Annotated in this window: 13 protein-coding genes; 3 read left to right on the top strand and 10 right to left on the bottom strand. The window is 74.9% G+C overall.

The features are described from left to right. Nucleotides 1-408: shikimate kinase (locus ACZ6KF_RS23710; RefSeq protein ID WP_469239934.1), on the top strand; the 408-nt coding region annotated here is incomplete at its 5' end. Nucleotides 409-457: 49 nt separating this feature from the next. Here ACZ6KF_RS23710 and ACZ6KF_RS23715 read toward each other — a convergent pair. The 6 genes from ACZ6KF_RS23715 to ACZ6KF_RS23740 all read right to left on the bottom strand — a co-directional run bounded on the left by ACZ6KF_RS23715 (nucleotide 458) and on the right by ACZ6KF_RS23740 (nucleotide 8,206). Continuing rightward, nucleotides 458-700, bottom strand: coding sequence for a DUF5302 domain-containing protein (locus ACZ6KF_RS23715; protein ID WP_356631217.1), 243 nt, complete (start codon nucleotides 698-700; stop codon nucleotides 458-460). 125 nt (nucleotides 701-825) lie between these two features. After that, nucleotides 826-2,280, bottom strand: coding sequence for a DEAD/DEAH box helicase (locus ACZ6KF_RS23720; RefSeq protein ID WP_469179502.1), 1,455 nt, complete (start codon nucleotides 2,278-2,280; stop codon nucleotides 826-828). A 468-nt stretch (nucleotides 2,281-2,748) separates the two neighbouring features. Continuing rightward, the gene (locus ACZ6KF_RS23725) at nucleotides 2,749-3,480 is read right to left on the bottom strand and encodes an isocitrate lyase/PEP mutase family protein (protein WP_356631214.1); all 732 of its coding nucleotides are present in this window, start codon (nucleotides 3,478-3,480) and stop codon (nucleotides 2,749-2,751) included. Nucleotides 3,481-3,483: 3 nt separating this feature from the next. Then, complete coding sequence (locus tag ACZ6KF_RS23730; RefSeq protein ID WP_356631230.1) at nucleotides 3,484-4,659, bottom strand: 3-deoxy-7-phosphoheptulonate synthase class II; 1,176 nt, start codon at nucleotides 4,657-4,659, stop codon at nucleotides 3,484-3,486. A gap of 149 nt (nucleotides 4,660-4,808) precedes the next feature. Further along, complete coding sequence (locus ACZ6KF_RS23735) at nucleotides 4,809-6,218, bottom strand: nitrosuccinate lyase (RefSeq protein WP_469239936.1); 1,410 nt, start codon at nucleotides 6,216-6,218, stop codon at nucleotides 4,809-4,811. After that, nucleotides 6,215-8,206 (bottom strand): FAD/NAD(P)-binding protein, encoded by a 1,992-nt coding sequence (locus ACZ6KF_RS23740; RefSeq protein ID WP_469159731.1) that lies wholly within the window; start codon nucleotides 8,204-8,206, stop codon nucleotides 6,215-6,217. Before ACZ6KF_RS23740 ends, ACZ6KF_RS23735 begins: the two co-directional genes overlap by 4 nt. A 1,179-nt stretch (nucleotides 8,207-9,385) precedes the next feature. Here ACZ6KF_RS23740 and ACZ6KF_RS23745 point away from each other — a divergent pair. Both ACZ6KF_RS23745 and ACZ6KF_RS23750 read left to right on the top strand, forming a co-directional pair. Further along, the gene (locus ACZ6KF_RS23745) at nucleotides 9,386-10,222 is read left to right on the top strand and encodes a LuxR family transcriptional regulator (RefSeq protein ID WP_356631208.1); all 837 of its coding nucleotides are present in this window, start codon (nucleotides 9,386-9,388) and stop codon (nucleotides 10,220-10,222) included. 252 nt (nucleotides 10,223-10,474) lie between these two features. Beyond that, nucleotides 10,475-11,518: a histidinol-phosphate transaminase gene (locus ACZ6KF_RS23750; protein ID WP_469239937.1), complete on the top strand. Its 1,044-nt coding sequence runs from the start codon at nucleotides 10,475-10,477 to the stop codon at nucleotides 11,516-11,518. 75 nt (nucleotides 11,519-11,593) lie between these two features. Here the strand turns inward: ACZ6KF_RS23750 and epsC are convergent, their stop codons facing one another. Genes epsC through ACZ6KF_RS23770 form a run of 4 tightly spaced genes read right to left on the bottom strand, consistent with a single transcriptional unit; the run spans nucleotide 11,594 to nucleotide 17,336 of the window. Continuing rightward, nucleotides 11,594-12,211: a serine O-acetyltransferase EpsC gene (gene epsC / locus ACZ6KF_RS23755; RefSeq protein ID WP_356631204.1), complete on the bottom strand. Its 618-nt coding sequence runs from the start codon at nucleotides 12,209-12,211 to the stop codon at nucleotides 11,594-11,596. Nucleotides 12,212-12,220: 9 nt separating this feature from the next. Beyond that, nucleotides 12,221-13,477 (bottom strand): ATP-grasp domain-containing protein, encoded by a 1,257-nt coding sequence (locus ACZ6KF_RS23760; RefSeq protein WP_469159641.1) that lies wholly within the window; start codon nucleotides 13,475-13,477, stop codon nucleotides 12,221-12,223. After that, on the bottom strand, nucleotides 13,474-14,736 hold the full coding sequence (locus ACZ6KF_RS23765; protein ID WP_356631200.1) for an MFS transporter: 1,263 nt from the start codon (nucleotides 14,734-14,736) through the stop codon (nucleotides 13,474-13,476). The genes ACZ6KF_RS23760 and ACZ6KF_RS23765 overlap by 4 nt, the downstream gene beginning before the upstream one ends. After that, complete coding sequence (locus ACZ6KF_RS23770) at nucleotides 14,733-17,336, bottom strand: ATP-grasp domain-containing protein (RefSeq protein ID WP_469239939.1); 2,604 nt, start codon at nucleotides 17,334-17,336, stop codon at nucleotides 14,733-14,735. Before ACZ6KF_RS23770 ends, ACZ6KF_RS23765 begins: the two co-directional genes overlap by 4 nt. Nucleotides 17,337-17,369: the final 33 nt, after the last annotated feature.

Consider the following 17,369-nt stretch of genomic DNA (forward strand, 5'->3'; position numbering starts at 1 on the left):
GCCGCGCAGGGGCGTACCGTCGCCGACATCTTCGTGGAGGACGGCGAGGCGCATTTCCGTGCTCTGGAGAAGCGGGCGGTGGCCGCCGCGCTCGCCGGGCACGACGGGGTGCTCTCGCTGGGCGGCGGCGCGGTCCTCGACGCCGGCACCCGCGCGCTGCTCGCCGGGCGGCGGGTGGTGTACCTGTCGATGGACGTCGAGGAAGCCGTCCGCCGCACGGGTCTGAACGCGGCCCGGCCGCTGCTGGCCGTCAACCCGCGCAAGCAGTGGAGGGAGTTGATGGAGGCCCGGCGCCACCTGTACGAGGAAGTGGCCAGCGCGGTCGTATCCACCGACGGCCGCACCCCCGAAGAGGTCGTCCGACTCGTCCGGGCCGTCCTGCGCGTGCCGGCGACGGAGCGGGGATGAGGAGGCGCCGCGCCTCCGGGGCGGCGGCGGCGCCGGTCCCCCGGGGCTGTCAGCCGCCGCTCTTGCGCCGGAACGACCGCTGGCTCGCCGCCGGGCCGTGCGCCGCACGCACCTTCGACGCGTCGGGGTTGGCGGAGACGTCGGCGGCGTCCGCCTGCGCACCGCGCTTGCGCGCCAGGGCCTCGCGGAACTTGCGCTTGAGGTCGTAGTTGCCGTCGCCGTCCGGCTCCAGAGGGGACGCCTCGGGGGCAGCCGGCTCCGAACCGTCCGTGGACTGGGGCTCTGCGGTCATGGTGACTCCTGGGTTCGGGGGTGGGCAGGCACAGCTTGTCATGCCGGGCGGGGGCGGGGCGCCGGCGGCGTCGTCCGGCTCCGCCTCGGCGGGCGTCCCGGCCGCCGCGCGGGAGGCTCGCCCGGTCAGCCGCCGCGGCGCACGAGGGCGGCCCTGCGGGCCTCGGCGAGTCTGCGGGCCTCGCCGGCCTTCCGGGACTTGCCGCCGGCGCCGCGGGAGGCGTCCTTGCTGGTGCCGAGGCCGCGGAAGGGAAGGTTGGTGTTCTTGGGCCGGGAGGCGGCGGGCCCGCCGTCGAGCGGGGTCCCTGCGGGAGTCCTTGCGCCGGTGATCCGGCTCAGCTCCGCCTCGCCCGAGCGCACTTTGGTGACGGTCGCCTCGATGCCGGCCGCGGCCATCATGCGGCTCGTCTCCCGGCGCTCGCCCGCCTCCACGAGCGTGACCACGCTGCCGGACGCGCCGGCGCGGGCGGTGCGGCCCGCCCGGTGCACGTAGTCCTTGGCGTCGGTGGGCGGGTCGACGTTGACCACGAGGTCGAGGTCGTCGACGTGAATGCCTCGGGCGGCGACATCGGTGGCCACCAGGACGGTGATCCGGCCGTCCTTGAACTCGGCCAGGGTCCGTGTGCGCTGCGGCTGGGACCTGCCGCTGTGCAGGGCCCCGGCGTGCACCCCGACGGCCCGCAGGTGCCGGGTGAGCCGGTCGACGGCGTGCTTGGTGTCGAGGAACATCAGCACCCGGCCGTCGCGGGCGGCGATCTCCGTGGTGACGGCGTACCGGTCGGGACCGTGGACGACCAGGACGTGGTGCCGCATCGCCGCCACCGCGCCCGCGGACGCGTCGACCGAGTGGACCACGGGGTCGTGGAGGAAGCGGCCGACCAACTGCTCGACGTCGCGGTCCAAAGTGGCCGAGAACAGCATCCGCTGACCGTCGGGCCGCACCTGGTCGAGCACCTCGACGATCTGCGGCAGGAATCCCAGGTCGCACATCTGGTCCGCCTCGTCCAGCACGGTGATCCGCACCCGTCCCAGGCGGCAGGCGTTGCGCTCGACCAGGTCGTGCAGGCGTCCGGGGGTGGCGACGACCACCTCGGCTCCCTCGCGCAGCGCGGCGGCCTGCCGGCCGATCGACACACCGCCGACGACGGTGGCCGTCCGCAGCCGCAGCGCCTCGGCGTACGGCGCCAGCGCCTGGGCGATCTGCTGGGCCAGCTCACGGGTGGGCGCGAGGATCAGGGCGAGCGGCTGCTTGGGTTCGGCGCGCCGCCCGGCCGTACGCGTCAGCAGCGGCAGGCCGAAGGCGAGGGTCTTGCCCGATCCGGTGCGTCCGCGTCCCATGACGTCGCGTCCCCGGAGGGCGTCGGGCAGGGTGGCGGCCTGGATCGGGAAGGGTGCGCGCACCCCGAGGCCGCTCAGGGTCCGCAGCACCTCGACCGGCAGGTCCAGTCCCTCGAAGGAGTCCGCCGAGGACGGGACGTCATTCCCGGTCCCGCAAGCCGCGGTCCCGGGTGCGGTGGAGCGGGTGGGAGCGATGCCGGAGTCAGCCCGGTCACCGGAGTCATGGGGGTGTTCGTGCTTCATGAACAGCCTTCCGCAGGGGAACGTACCGAGGAAGGCCCGGCAGGTGGGGAGGAGCCGCGACGACCACGCAAACGCGTCACCCTAGCACAGGGCAGGGGTGGCCCGGGCAGGGCCGACGGGCACGCGGTGATCCGGATCGGCGGGCCGGTCGGGGGAAGTCATGGCGAGAAGGGCCGATCGCCGGAGTTTCCGGAGGGTTGCGCCCGATCGCCCGGCGTGATGCGGCCTTTCCCCTGCGATGCATGCGCGATGCGGGTGTGATGCATGGTGGCTGAATCCATACAGTTCGGGAAATGCGTCGAGCGGGTGTTTCCGGCGCGTGCGGGACTTCCCCCCGAATTCCGTGTGGCCGGAAGACGACGGCCGTAGCCGGGTCGGCGCCGCCGGAATGCGGCCGGTGAAGCGGAACCTCCGGAGGCGGCGACGGGGGTCGGGCGGCTCCGGAGGCGGGGATCGCTTTCCGCGGTGTCAGGTGAGGTCGCTGACGATGTCCAGCAGGGCGCTGGTGGCGCGGCCGTGCAGGGAATGTCCGAAGGTCACGCGGGTCACGCCGAGCGCGCCGAGTTCGGCGGGGGTCGGCCCGTCCGGGAGGCACAGCGCGTTCACCGGGCGGTCCACGCACGCCACGATGTCCGGGAGCTGCTCGGTCGGAGCGAGGATCGGGAACACCACGTCGGCGCCCGCCTCGGCGTAGAGACGGGCGCGTTTGACGGCGGATTCCACCGACCCGTCGCCGAAGACGAACGTGTCGATGCGGGCGTTGACCACGAGCCGGTCGCCCGCCTCCACACTGACCTCGGCGAGCCAGTCGGCGTGCCGGTCGGCGTCCTTGACCTCGCCGGTGGCGGGGTCGGAGTCCTCCAGGTTGCAGCCGACGGCTCCGGCCTCCAGAAGCCGTTCGACGATCTCGCGCGGCGGCAGCCCGTAGCCGTGCTCGATGTCCGCGGTCACGGGCACGTCCACGGCGCGGGTGATGCGCCTGATCGCGGCGAACATCTCGTCGGGCGGGGTGTGCCCGCCGTCCTCGTAGCCGAGGACGGCCGCGATGGCCGCGCTGGACGTGGCGAGCGCGCCGTGGCCGGCCCCGGCGAAGACGCGGGCGCTGACCGCGTCCCACACGTTGGGCAGGACCAGCGGCGACTGCGCGGCCTCCCGCTCGTGCATACGTCGGAACGATTCTGCGGGGATGAGAGTCCGCATCGGTTACCTCCTGCTGAGCTGGTACTCGGCGTACAGGTCGGCCAGCTCCCAGGCCAGGTCCAGCGACTGGCTGCGGTTCAGCCTGGGGTCGCAGGCGGTTTCGTAGCGGGTCGGCAGGTCGGCGGGAGTGACCTCATAGGTGCCCCCCAGGCATTCGGTGACATGATCACCTGTCAGTTCCGTGTGGACGCCGCCGGGGTGGGTGCCCAGCGCGCGGTGCACCTCGAAGAAGCCGCGGAGTTCGTCCACGACGGCGTCGAGGCGGCGGGTCTTGAGGCCGCCGTCGGCGACGAAGGTGTTGCCGTGCATGGGGTCGCACACCCAGATCGCGGGCGAGCCGGCTGCAGTCACCTTGGCCACCAGCTCGGGCAGGACGTCGCGCACGGCGTCGGCGCCCATGCGGGCGGTGAAGGTGAGGCGGCCGGGCACCCGGTCGGGGTCGAGCCGCTCCACGAGGGCGAGGGCGTCGTCGGGGGTCGTGGTGGGGCCCACCTTCACGGCGACCGGGTTGCGCAGGCGGGCGGCGTAGTCGATGTGGGCGCCGTCGAGTTGGCGGGTGCGTTCGCCCACCCACACGGTGTGGGCGGAGAGGTTGTAGGGGCCGGCCGGGGTGGCGCGCGTGAGGGCGTGCTCGTACTCCAGGACGAGGGCCTCGTGACCGGTCCAGAACTCGGTGCGGCTGCGGGCCGCGAGGGCCCGCAGCAGGTTGAGGGTGGTCGCCGACACGCGGTGGGCCCGGCCGAGGCGGCCGGGCTGCGGGGTGCGGGACTCGGGGGTGAAGTCGCGGCCGTTGACGAGGTCGCCGCGGTAGACGGGCAGGGTGACGCCGTCCCGGGTCTCGTGCGGGCTGGAGCGGGGCTTGGCGTACTGGCCGGCCATGCGGCCGATGGTGACGACGGGGGCGACGGCGGCCTCGGAGATGACGGCGGCCATCTGGTTCAGGGTGCGGAACTTGGCGCGGATCTGGTCCTCGCCGACGCCGTCGAAGGTCTCGGCGCAGTCGCCGCCCTGGAGGATGACGGCCTCGCCGCGGGCCACGGCGGCGAGACGGTCGCGCAGCGCGTCGCACTCCTCGGGCAGCACCAGGGAGGGCGCCCGGCGCAGGGCGTCCGCGGCTTCGGCGAGGGCCTGCGGGTCGGGCCACTGCGGCTGCTGGGCTGCGGGCAGGTCCGACGGCAGGAACGGGTGCGCCGCGGGTGTGTGGTGCGGGCTCTCGGGCCCGCGGCCGTCCGGTGCGGCCGCCGCACCGGGGGCGCGGTGGGCGGCCTCCTCCGGGCGGCCGCCCGGATGGCTGGTGTCGATGGGGTGCTCGGTGAGGCGGCTGACGGTCACAGCGGTGGTGTCCCTCTCTTCAGGGCGCGGTCGACCAGGGGGCCTGCCGCTCCCGTGTACTGGGTGGGGTCGAGCAGTGCGGCGAGTTCGTCCGGCCCGAACACGCCCTGCAGTTCGGGCAGTTCGACGAGGACGGAGCCGAGGGTGCGGCCCTCCTCACCGGCCTGCGCCGAGGCGCGCGTCAGCAACCGGCGGGCGTCCGCCTTGCCGATGCGCGGGGCGAGGACGGCGGCGATCCGTTCGGAGACGAGCGCGCCGCCGGTGAGCGCGAGGTTGTCGCGCATGCGGCGAGGGTGGACGGTGAGTCCCTCGGCCAGTTCCACGGCGGTGTGCGCGGCGCCGCCGGCCAGGCGCAGGCACTCGCGCAGCAGCAGCCACTCCGCGTGCCAGGCGCCGGCGGACCGCTCGTCCTCGGTGGTCAGGCACTGGGTGAGGCCGGTGGCGAGCAGCGGCACCTGGTGGGCGGCGGAGCGGATGAGGGTGGCGAGGACCGGGTTGCGCTTGTGCGGCATCGCGGAGGACGCGCCGCGGCCGGCGGGGCCCGGTTCGTGGGCCTCGCCGATCTCGGTGCGGGACATCACCTGCACATCGGCGGCGATCTTGCCGAGGGACGCCGCCGTGTGCGCGAGGGCGGCCCCGAGGTCGGCGAGGGGGGTGCGCAGGGCGTGCCAGGGCAGCTCGGGTCGGGCCAGCCCGGTCTCGGCGGCGTACGCCTCGATCAGCCGCTCGGTGTAGCCCGCGGGGTCGAACGGACCGTCAAAACTGTCCAGTTCGGCGTACTGGAGGTAGCCCGCGAGGGTGCCGGCGGCGCCTCCGAGGGAGACGGGCAGGCCGTCGCGGCGCACGCGGGCCAGCCGGTCGGCGGAGTCGAGGACGAGGCGGCGCCAGCCGGCCGCCTTCAGGCCGAAGGTGGTGGGCACGGCGTGCAGGGCGAGCGTACGGCCGGCCTGCGGGGTGTCCCGGTGGGCGGCGGCGAGCGCGGCGAGGGCGTCGGCGGTGCGGCGCAGGTCGCCGAGGACGATGTCGAGGGCGCGGGCGGCGACCAGCATCGCGCCGGTGTCGAGGATGTCCTGGCTGGTGGAGCCGCGGTGGACGTACTCGGCGGCGGCCGGGTCGTCGGCGGCCACGACGGCGGTGAAGGCGGCGACGAGCCCGACGACGGGGTTGGCGGTCTCGCGTGCGGCCCGGGCGAGGGCGCGCACGTCGAGCCGGTCGGCGCGGGCCGCCGCGGTGATGGCCGCGGCGGCGTCGGCGGGCAGGGTGCCGAGCGAGGCCTGGGCGCGGGCGAGGGCGGCTTCGGCGTCCAGCATGGCCTGGAGCCAGGCCTCGTCGGTGGTGGCCGCCTCGACGGGGGTGCCGGCGCGGACCGGCGACAGCAGGCCCGCGTCGGCGCCGGCGGCGCTCATGCGGCCGCTCCGGCGCAGATCGCGTCGGGGCACACGGGCGACACCTCGCGGACCGCGTGCGCGATGGCGTCGGAGTCCTCCAGGGTGACGGAGCCGACGCCGGGCCGGATGCCCGCGGCCGTGACCCAGTGCACGGACTCGGTGGGCACGCCGTAGGCGAAGCGGCGCGGGTGGGCGCGGCCGGCCGCGTCGACGAGGCGGTAGGGGCGCTCGGTGACGCCGAGGCCGCCCGTCTCGTAGACGTGGCCGCAGGCGCCGGGGATGCGGTACGTCGTGCACTGGCCGGTGACGAGCAGGTGCCGCAGCAGCGGGTCGGCGGTGCGGCGCAGGTCGGGCTCGGGCAGCCGGGCCTCGATCAGCACGCGGGCCCGGTACCGCACGGCGGGCAGGGCGGTGGAGGTGGCGGCGAAGGCGGCGCCCTCCTCGCCACCGGAGTCCGCGAGGTTCGGGACGTCCGGGATGCGCTCGACCCTCATCCCGGGGGCGAGGACCTCCACGACGCCCGCCTCGATCAGGGCGATGAGCTCCTCGATGCGGGAGGCGGGCGGGCCGATGGAGAGGAAGGCGTTGAGCGGGGTGTACCAGCCCTCCAGGTCGTCGCGGTGCGAGTTGCCCTCCAGTCCGCCGTGGTCGACGGCCAGGCGGATCTCGTTGCGCAGGTCCCGCAGGACGTCGAGGGCGGCCTTGAGGGGGCCGCTGACGTTTCCGGCGCGGGCGTGGACGACGTCGGCGCGCAGGTGGTCCAGCAGCCAGGCGCGGTGGTCGTCGGGGCCGGTGAAGACGCGGTCGCCGTAGGGGCGGGCGATGCGTTCCCAGTCCCAGCGGTCCTCCGCGGCGATGCCGGCGGCGTCGAGGAGGGCCTCGCGCTCGGCGGCGGAGCCGGCGGCGGCGTAGCGCTCGGCGAGGTCGTCGCCGTCGCCGCCGCGGGTGGCCAGCAGGGCGCCGTAATAGACGCTCTCCACCTCGGCGCGGATCAGCGGCCACAGGTCGGTGCCGAAGTGCACGCGGTCGCCGTCGGCGGCGCGCGCGCGGAACTCCGCGGCCCTTTCGGCGGTCAGGATCCGGGGGACGTGGCGGCCGTGGGCGCCCTTCTCGTTCTCGCCGCGCGCGTGGTACGGCACTCCGCGCCGGGAGCCGGCGACCAGGCGCGGTTCGCGGCCGGAGGGCCGGTAGACGAGCCGGCCGTCGCGGTCGCGGGCGAAGGAACCGCCGCGGCCGGCGGTCAACAGGGCCATGTAGTCGAAGAAGTTGAGGCCCATGCCGCGCAGCAGGACGGTCTCGCCGGGGGCGATGGCGTCCAGGTCGGTGTCCGCCGGGTTGGCGGGCGGCAGATAGCGCAGCCCGTGGGTGTCGGCGAACGCGGCGAGTTCGCTCTCGGCCCGCGTCGGGCGGGCGGGGACGTGGCCGAGGGTGAGGACCACGGCGTCGAGGCCGTCGAGGACGGTGCCGTCGGCGAGCCGGAGCCGCTGTGCGGGGCCGTCGGCGCGGGGAGTCCGGGCCCGCTCGTCGGGTCGTTCGTCGTCCAGGGAGACGGCCTCGCTGCGGTGCACGCGGATGTCGAGGTGCGCGGGCGCGGTGTCGATCAGGCGCCGGAACACCCAGGTGAGGTAGGCGCCGTAGAAGGCCCGGGTCGGGTAGGAGTCGGGGCCGAGGTCGCGGGCCTCGGCGAGCACGGCGTCGGCCAGGACGTCGCCGTGCGGTTCGGGTTCGCCGTGGAGCCGGTCCTGCGCCCACTCGTACAGACTGGGCCCCTCCTCGACGGGTCCTTCGAGCGCGACGCTGGCGTCGGTGAAGACGCTGACCTGGGAGGCCACCGTGTTCATCAGCAGGTGCCGGGACTGGGCGGTGCGCCAGACGCGGCCCGGTCCCGGCGGGGCGGGGTCGACGACGTGGACCGTGAGAACGTCGCACGAGGGGGACTTGCGCTCCTGGGCGCACAGACGTTCCAGGACGGACAGCCCTCTGGGGCCCGCTCCGACGATGGCCATCTCTGTGTGTCGGGTGTTCACGTCTCGCTCTCCGCTGTGGGGGTTGGACGGTGGACTGCGGTGGCGTTGCTGATGCGCGGCTCACACGCGGTTCGTGCGGCGGCTCGTACGTGGTTCTCGGTGCGACGGCTCGTACGTGGTTCGTGCGGTGGCTCGTGCCTGGTTCGTGCGGTGGCTCGTACGGGCGCGGTGGGCCGGGCCGGCGTCGCCGCCGGGGGCCGGCCCACCGCGCCGCAGCGGGCGGGGGGAAGCGGTCAGGGGCGACGCCCCGGAGGGCTCAGTTCCACCCCACGTCCCGGGTGGCCGCGCCCTGGCCGGAACTGTTCCGTCCGACGGCCGCGACGGGCACGACGGCGACCGCGCGGTTCCATCCCACGTCCGCCTGAACGGCTTTGGCCGCACGGTTCCAGCCAACGTCCCCGGCCCGTGCGGAAGCGTGCGCTCCGCCATCGGACCGGCGGTCACGGTCACCGGTCCCACCCCGGTGACCTGCGACGTCGGCCGTGCCGTCACCGGTCGCGCCGCTCCGGGCGCCACCGGGAGCGGCGGACGCCGAGACCCCGGACGCGATGTGCCGGTTCCAGCCGACATCGCCCGTCCGCGCGGCGCCGTCGACGACGGCCACCCCCAGCGCTCCCATCAGGGCCAGCGCACCGGCGGCCCCCCGGCCGCCGGTCCGCCAGGACCTCGACGTCATGACCATCCCCCCGAACATGGTGTCCCCTTCTTCGATTTTGCTTCGGTGATCCCTGAGTTGACATGTGGCACATGCAGGTGATCGGGCCCGTGAACTCCGCTCCGCCGAAGACCGCGACAATGCGGCCCACACGATCATTCGGTTGAATGCCGAACCATGCGGAACGATGCAGTGCGGTGCGGACCGGAATCTGGCCGAATGTTTTCAGCCGATCGACAAGGCGTCGGCGATATCTCGGCCCATTAGCAAGAATGCGTCTTTGACGGCGGGCCCCCCTCCCGCTCGAAAAGGTGCCAGCCCTGGGGCCGGCGCAAAAGATCATGGATACTTCGGGTCAGCGCAGTGCCGCGAAACGAGGGATGCAAATGTATGCACAGTTGCCAGAAAGAGATCTGGCAGACATATCAGACACAGTCCGGGGGGAGCCGGCGAACAGGGACCCGGCCCTGACGCTGCGTCACGCGGCGGCGGCCCTGCGCGAGTTGTCCCGGTCGCTCGAGACGCAGGCCCAACTGCTCCCCCCGCCGGCGGTCGACCGCCGACCCGCAGACGGTACCGGAACGTCCACCGCCGGATTCCGGTACGTCCACGGCCTCCAGCAGATCGCCGAGGCCATCCAGCGCGAACTCGACACCGCCACCTCGGAGATCCTGACCGCGCAGCCGGACGGGCCGCGCCCGGGCGCGGTGCTGGCCCACGCGCTCGAAGCGGTCCGCGACCGCATCGCCTCCGGGGTGTCCATGCGGACCCTCTACCAGCACAGCACACGCTTCGACGAGCCGACGAAGGAATACGTCCGCACGGTCACCGGCTACGGCGCCCAGATCCGCACGCTCGCCGAGTTCTTCGACCGGCTCATCATCATCGACCGCAGCACGGCGTTCGTTCCCGCCAACGCAGAGCGCACCACCGCCGTCGTCGTCACCGAGCCGGCGATCGTGAAGTTCCTGACCGACATCTTCGAACGGGCCTGGGACCGGGCGGAACCGTATCCCTTCATTCCGGTACGCGCCGCCGACGCCGCGGCCGAGATCATTCCGCCGATTCGCGACGCCATCTGCAAACTCCTGGTCGAGGGAAGGTCCGACCGGGAGATCGCCCGCCGCCTGGGATTCAGCCTGCGGTCCCTCCAGTCGCACGTCGCCCGTCTCAAGGACGACTACGGCGCCCAGCACCGGCTCCAGCTCGGCTACCTCATGGGCGTGAAGGACGCCCTGGAGGGCAGCATCACCCAGATCCGCCCCGAGTACCTGGTCACCGCTCCGGACGACCCCAGGGGCGCGGAGCAGGGCCTTGCGGGGCCCGGGCACAGCTCGTAGGCTCGCGGCGCGACCGAACGGGGCGACTCGCCCCGGAACCCGGGGGCTCGACGCCCGCCGGGTCCCTCGCCATCGCGCCTCCACCGTCGTCGGACGCCCGCCCACCGGCCCGTCCGTGCGCCGGTGCCCGCCCCGCGCCCGCCCCGGTCCCGCCCGGTCCCGCCCGGAACCCTCCGGCGGCCCGGCGGCCGCCGGGCGCGCCCGCGTCACTCCGCCGACCGCCGCGGCCCCGCGTTTTCCGAAAGGTGACCCATGTCGTCCACCCCGTACGGCCTCTCCGCCAACGAGAACCCCTACCCGCCGCTGCCCTCGGTGCGGGAGCTGCTGGCCGCCGAGTCGGCCCGGATCAACCGCTACCCGGACCGCTTCGCCACCGCGCTCACCGAGGCCGTCGCGCGGCGCCACGCCGTGCCGGCCGGCCATGTCGCCGTCGGCGCGGGGTCGGTGGGCGTCACGCTGCACCTGCTGCACTCGCTGCTCGTCGGCGAGGGCGCGGCGGACGGCGGGGCGGACGGCGTGCCGGGCGCCCGCGAAGTGGCGTACGCCTGGCCGTCGTTCGAGGCCTACCCGCATCTGACGGCGCTGTGCGGCGGACGGTCCGTCCAGGTGCCGCTGACCGGGCACCGGCACGACCTGGAGGCGCTCGCCGACGCGGTCACGGCCGAGACCCGGGCCGTCATCGTCTGCAACCCGAACAACCCGACCGGCACGGTCGTGCGCCGCGGGGAGCTGGAGCGCTTCCTCGACCGGGTGCCCGAGCACGTGCTCGTGGTCCTCGACGAGGCGTACCGGGAGTTCGTGCGGGACGAGGACGTGCCGGACGGCGTCGAACTGTACCGGGAGCGGCCCCGGTTGGCGGTGCTGCGGACCTTCTCCAAGGCGTACGGGCTCGCCGGGCTGCGCGTGGGCTACGCCATCGCCCACGAGCCGGTAGCGGCGGCGATCCGCAAGGCGGTCGTGCCGTTCGGCGTGAACGCCCTGGCGCAGGCGGCGGCCGTCGCCTCGCTCGGGGCCGAACGCGAGCTGATGGAGCGGGTGGAGGCGCTGGTCAAGGAGCGGCACCGGGTCCGTGAGGGGCTGCTGGCCGCGGGCGTCACCGTGCCGCCGTCGGAGGCCAACTTCCTGTGGCTGCCGCTCGGCGGGCGCACCTCCGCCTTCGCCGAGGCCTGCGCGGCCGAGGGCGTCACCGTGCGGGCGTTCCCCGGCGAGGGGGCGCGGGTGACGGTCGGGGAGACGGAGGCCAACGACATCGTGCTGCGGGTGGCCGCGCGCTTCGCGGACGACGCGGCGCGGTAACCGCCCGGCGCACGCGACGGCCGCCGTCCCCCGGTCAGGATCGGGGGACGGCGGCCCTCGTGCGCGTCGGTGCGGTCAGCCGCGCGTCTTCTCCCCCGCGGTCTCGGCCGCGGGGGCGGGCAGCGGCGGCGGGCCGGGGACGCGCGCGGGCGCCGCCCGCACCCGCGCGCCGGCCGGAACGTCCGAGGTCACCAGGGCCATGGCGCCGATCAGCGCGTTGTCCCCGACGGTGATCGGACCGAGCAGGGTCGCGCCGGTGCCGACGGTGACGCCGTCGCCGAGGCACGGGTGACGGCGCGCGGACCGGCCGCCGTCACCCGGGCCGTCGTGCCACCAGCCGGTGGAGCCGAGCGTGACCTGGTGGAAGAGGGAGACGTCGTCGCCGATCACCGCGGTCTCCCCGATGACGACGCCGCTGCCGTGGTCGATGAAGAACCGCCGGCCGATCCGGGCGCCGGGGTGGATCTCGATGCCGCCCGTGAGGACCTTCACCAGTGTGGAGACCAGCCGGGCGGTGCGGTAGCGACGGCGCCGGTAGAGGCGGTGGCCGACGCGGTGGCCGAGCACCGCGATGACGGTCGGGTGCAGCAGGGCCTCGCCGCGCGTGCGCACGGACGGGTCCCGGTCCATGATCACGTCGATGGTGCGGGCCGCCCTGCGGCGCAGCGTCCGCGCTCCCGTGGTGCGAGGCACGGCGCCGGGTCAGTTCGGCTCGACGACGACGCGCAGGGTCTCCCGTACGAACGCCAGCGCGTCCTCCCGTTCCTCGGGCGTGGCGGCGTCGACCAGGACGTGGCCCATGCGCTGCGAGGACGAGGTGAGGGGCCGTACGGCGTCCCCGGGACCCTTGCGCAGCCGTACCCGGACGACGGCGGGGTGGGCCTCGACCTCGGCCACGCCGCGGATCTCGCGGATGACGCCGGGGGCGGCGGTGGGGAAGACGGTGGCGGCGTGGGAGACGGGCGCCTTGGGCAGGTCGGGCAGCGGCATGCCGAGCGCGAGCCGGACCACGGCCTCGTACAGGTCGAAGCCGTAGGTGCGGCCGATCGCGTCGGGCAGGTAGTCGCCCGGGGTGCGCACGGCGATCTCCATCAGGGCCGGGCCCCGGTCGCCGACCTTGAACTCCAGGTGGACCAGGCCGGTGCGCATGCCGATCGCGGAGAGCACGCCGCGGGTGAGGGCGTGCACCTGCGCGTCGAGGGCGGGCTCGAACTCGTGGCCGCAGCGGTGGGCGAGTTCGACGAAGTAGGGCGGCGGGGTGGTCTCCTTGGCGGTGACGTTCTCGAAGAGCACCTCTCCGTCGCGGACCAGCGCCTCCCAGCTGTACTCGGGGCCCTGCACCGCCTCCTCGACGAGCACCGGCCCCTCCCCCGCCCGGCGGGCGACGACCTCGTCGACGCCGGCGGCGTCCCGGACGAGTTCGACGCCCTCGCTGCCGGCGAGGGTGAGCGGCTTGACGACGACGGGCAGCCGCAGCCGCATCCAGTCGGCGCCCTCGGCGACGCCCTGCACGTGCAGGTGTTCCGGCTGGGAGACGCCGTACGCGGCGAAGGTGGCGCGCTGCAGCGCCTTGTTGCGGGAGATGACGGCGGCGTGCAGGGACGGGCCGGGCAGGCCGAGACGTTCCTGGGTGAGCGCTCCGGCGAGGACGTGGGGTTCGGCGAAGGCGATCAGGCCGTCCGGGGCGCGGTCGGCGGCGACCCGGGCCACGGCGCCGACCCACGGTTCGTCGCCGCGGCCTTCCACGCGGTGGAAGGACTCGGCGAGGTGGGTGGGCCGGTTGTCCCAGGCGGCGGCCGACTCGACCGCGCGTACGCGCACGCCGAGGCGGGCGGCGGCGTCGAGGTAGGGGCGGCCCATGGTGCCCACGCCGACGAGGAGCAGGTCCGGCGGGCCGCCGGCCGGGCGGTGCGGGTCGGGTGCCGCGGCCGGCGGGTGCGGGGCGTGCGCGTCGGTCATCGGGCGGTTCCTTCGGCGGTCTCGGCGGATACGACGGGGGCGGGGGCGGCTTTCTCCAGGGCGCGGGTGACGGGGGTGACGAGCAGGGCGGCGACCCCGAACACGGCGGCCAGCCCGAGCCATCCGGCTGGCCCGACGACCATCACCACGGAGGTGATCAGGGCGGGGCCCGCGATGCGCTGGGCGGTGCCGCCGAGGCTGAACACGGACAGGTAGACGCCCTTGCCGTCCTCGGGCGCGAAGTCGTAGCTCAGCTCCCAGCCGCCGGTGGCCTGCCACATCTCGCCGAACGTCAGCAGCACGCAGGCGACGACGAGTACGCCGGCGGCGGCCCAGGCGGACTCGGGCCCGGCCGCGGCGGCGAGGGCCACGCAGCACAGGACCATGGCGAGGCCGCCCAGGCGCAGGGCGCGCACGGCGCCGCCGTCGCGTTCGGCGGCCTTGGCGACGGGGACCTGGAGCGCGATGGACATCAGGGTGTTGATGAGCACCAGGCCGGGCAGCAGCCCGGCGGGCATCTCGGTGGCCTCCAGCGCCCACAGCGGGATGCCCACGGACAGGATGGTGACGTGCAGGTTGAGCACGCCGTTGAGGAGGGTCAGCAGTCCGTAGCGCCAGTCGCGGAACCGGCGCACGGCGGTGAACGGGCCGACCTTGCGCTGCGGCGCGGCCCCGGCGATGCGCAGTCGGGTGAGCATGAGCGCCGAGCTGACGAAGGCGGCGGCGGTGCCGAGGACGATGCCGCGGTACGCCCACACGCTGTCGGCGGCGACGAGCGGCGCGGCGAGCAGCGCGCCGAGCGAGAAGCCGACGTTGCGGACGGTGCGGATGATGGCCATGGTGCGGGTGCGGTCGCTGCCGGCGACGGTCGCGGAGGCCACGGCCTGGGTCATCGGCTGGGTGGCCGCCTCGGCGGCGGCCAGGCAGCAGGAGACCACGGTGAACACGAGCAGGCCCTCGGCGAAGCAGAGCGCGACGAAGCCGCCGGCCCGCCACAACTGGAGGGCGATCAGGGTGCGTTGGGCGCCGAACCGGTCGCCTGCCGCGCCGATCGGCACGGTGGTGAGGAAGCCGGCGACGCCCGACACGGCCAGCGCGAAACCCACCTCGGCCGCGGTGAGGCCCACCGAGCGGACGAAGAACACCGCGGACGCGGCCAGGTACAGGCCGGTGCCGATGGCGTTGACGAGGGAGATGACCGCGAAGGTGCGGCCTTCCCGGGTCGCCGGTACGTAGTCCCGCCAGCCGATGGATCTCACGCCCGCTCCTCGGTCGTGGTGCGGATGTCGATGAGGGACACGGCGTGCTCGGCGTGGCGGGCGGCGTCGGGGCCGTCCGTGCCGGTGGCGATGACGAAGCCGGCGCGCTCCCAGGAGCTGGTGGTGGCGCGGACGGTGGCGCCGGGCTCGACGGACAGATGCAGGGCGTGGACGCCCTGGGCGGCGCGCGCCTGGTCGGCGCCGGCGACGGACTCGACCCGGCCGGGGGCGGCGGTCAGGAACCGCACGGCGGCGCCGCGCAGCGCCGGCAGGGGCTCGACGGGGCCGCGGTCCTCCAGTACGTGCAGCAGGTTGCGGAGGATGTCGGTGTCGTGGGCGAGGTCGATCAGCACGGTGATGCCGCCGCCGGGGAGCCGGCCGGCGCACTCCACCAGGTGCGGGCGCCGTTCGGGGCCCACGAGGATCCACTCGGAGTGCAGGACGCCGGAGCCGAAGCCGACGGCGGCGGCGAGGCGGGTGAGCGCGTCGCGCAGGGCGGCGGCCGTGGTGGGCGGCAGCGGGGCGGGCACGACGTGGCCGGTCTCCACCGGGTGGCGGGAGTCGAGCACGCTCTTGGCGGTGATGTTGGTGAAGCCGACGACGCCGTCGTGGACGACGGCCTCGACGCTCACCTCGGGCCCGTGCAGGCGCTGTTCGACCAGGTAGCGGGCGGTGCCGGGGTACTGGGCGCGCAGGGTGGGCTCGTCGGCGGTGGTGGTGTGGAGCCAGGCCTCGGTGACGTCGTCGCCGGGGCCGAGGAGCTGGACGCCGAGGCTGGCCTGCCGGTTGGCGGGCTTGAGGACGGCCTCGCCGCCGTGCGCGTCGCGGAACGCGGCGACCTCCTCGGAGCTCTGGGCGACGGCCCAGGCGGGCTGGTCGACGCCGCTGCCGGCGAGGGCCTCGCGCAGCAGGCCCTTGTCGCGCAGGACGCGGGCGGCCTTGGGGCCGGCGCCGGGCAGGCCCCACTCCTCGGCGAGGGCGGCGGCGACGACGACGCCGTACTCGACGACCGGCACCACGGCGCGGACGCGGGGCGGCCGGGGCACCGCGGAAACGATCCGCTCCGGGTGGTGCTCGTCCTGCGACGGGGCCGGCAGCAGGGCCGCGACGCAGGGGTGGTCGTCGGCGAGCCCGGCGATGCCGCGGGCCTCGATGACGGCGGGCTCCTCCAGCACCAGCACCGACCCGGCGGGCAGCTGGGTGTCCAGCTTGCCGAGCATGACGGGGCTGTAGCCGACCAGGACGTGGGTGACGGTGTCGGGCACGGGCGCCGCGACGGGCGTGACCGTGACGGTGAGCGCCTCGCGCACCCGGGCCTCCAGGGCGTCGAGTTCGGCGACGGTGGGCGCGTCGATGAAGAAGGACACGGCCCGGTCCTCGGAGCTGCGCAGCTCGCCGAGGACGGCCCCGCGGTCCTTGTGGACGAGTACGGCGCGCAGCGTCGGGGCGTCGTCGGGCGCGCCCGGTGCGATACGGGGCCACAGGCCGCCCTCGCCGACCCAGGCGGGCGCGACGTCGAAGCCGTCGACGGTGACGTCCTGCAGCACGCCGGGCCGGTGCTCCAGGTAGACCTGGCGGGCGACGCGGGTGGGCGCCGGGTAGGAGGCGGGCTCGCCGAGGGCGATGCGCATGATCTCGGGTTCGAGGGGGACGCCGGTGGCGAGTTCGTACAGCACGCACAGGCCGTCGCCGGGGGTGCGGGCGGCGACCTCCATCAGGACGGGGCGGCCGTCGGCGTCGACGCGCCACTCGGCGTGCGCGATGCCGTCGCGGAAGGCGAGGCCCTCCAGCATGCGGGCGTTGGCGTCGAGGAGGGTGGCGTCGTGCTCGGGCCGGTCGCTGGGGACGGTGTGGGACAGCTCCACGAAGGTGCGGGCGTGGCTGTCGGTGGTGTCCTTGCGGGTGGCGGAGGCGAACAGGACGCGGCCGCCCTGCACCAGGGACTCCACGGAGTACTCCTGGCCGGTGACCTTCTCCTCCACGAGGACGGTCTCGTGCGGCGGGTAGGCGCCGAGGCGGGCGCGGAGTTCCTCGGGGGTGTCGACGGTCTCGACGCCGGAGCTGGAGTGCCGACCGGCGGGCTTGACGACGGCCGGGTAGCGCACGGCGGCGGTGTCGACGGCGTCGCGTTCGCCGCCGGGCACGGTGAGGCTGAGCGGGCTGAACTCGGGCAGGTACCAGCGCTGGAGGTACTTGCTGCGGCAGGCGCGGGTGGCGCGCAGGCCCGGGGTGGGCAGGCCGAGCGCGTCGGCGAGGATGCCGGTGGGCTCGACCTGGGTCTCGCCGACGGCGTAGGCGCCGACGACGTTGTACGTCTCGCGCCAGCGGCGGGCGGCGGAGACGACGCCGGGCAGGTAGGAGTTCTCGACGGCCACGTCGCCGTCGACGAAGGCGATGTCGTCGATGGCGCTGGCGGGGTGGTCCGGGTCCCGCATGGCTTCGAGGGCCTCCTCGCGCCAGGCGGACGGCGTGACGAGCAGGACCTTCAGGCCGCGGCGGGCGAGCTCCGAGAGGTAGAGGGGCGCCCGGCACACGACCAGGAAGGATCCGGTGAGCACAAAGGCGTCCGGGCGCGCTTCGGCGGGCTGCAACGTGTCCATGGTCCGGCTTTCCTCGGTCGGTCGTACGGGCAT

Source organism: Streptomyces sp. NPDC046379 (genome assembly GCF_055587785.1).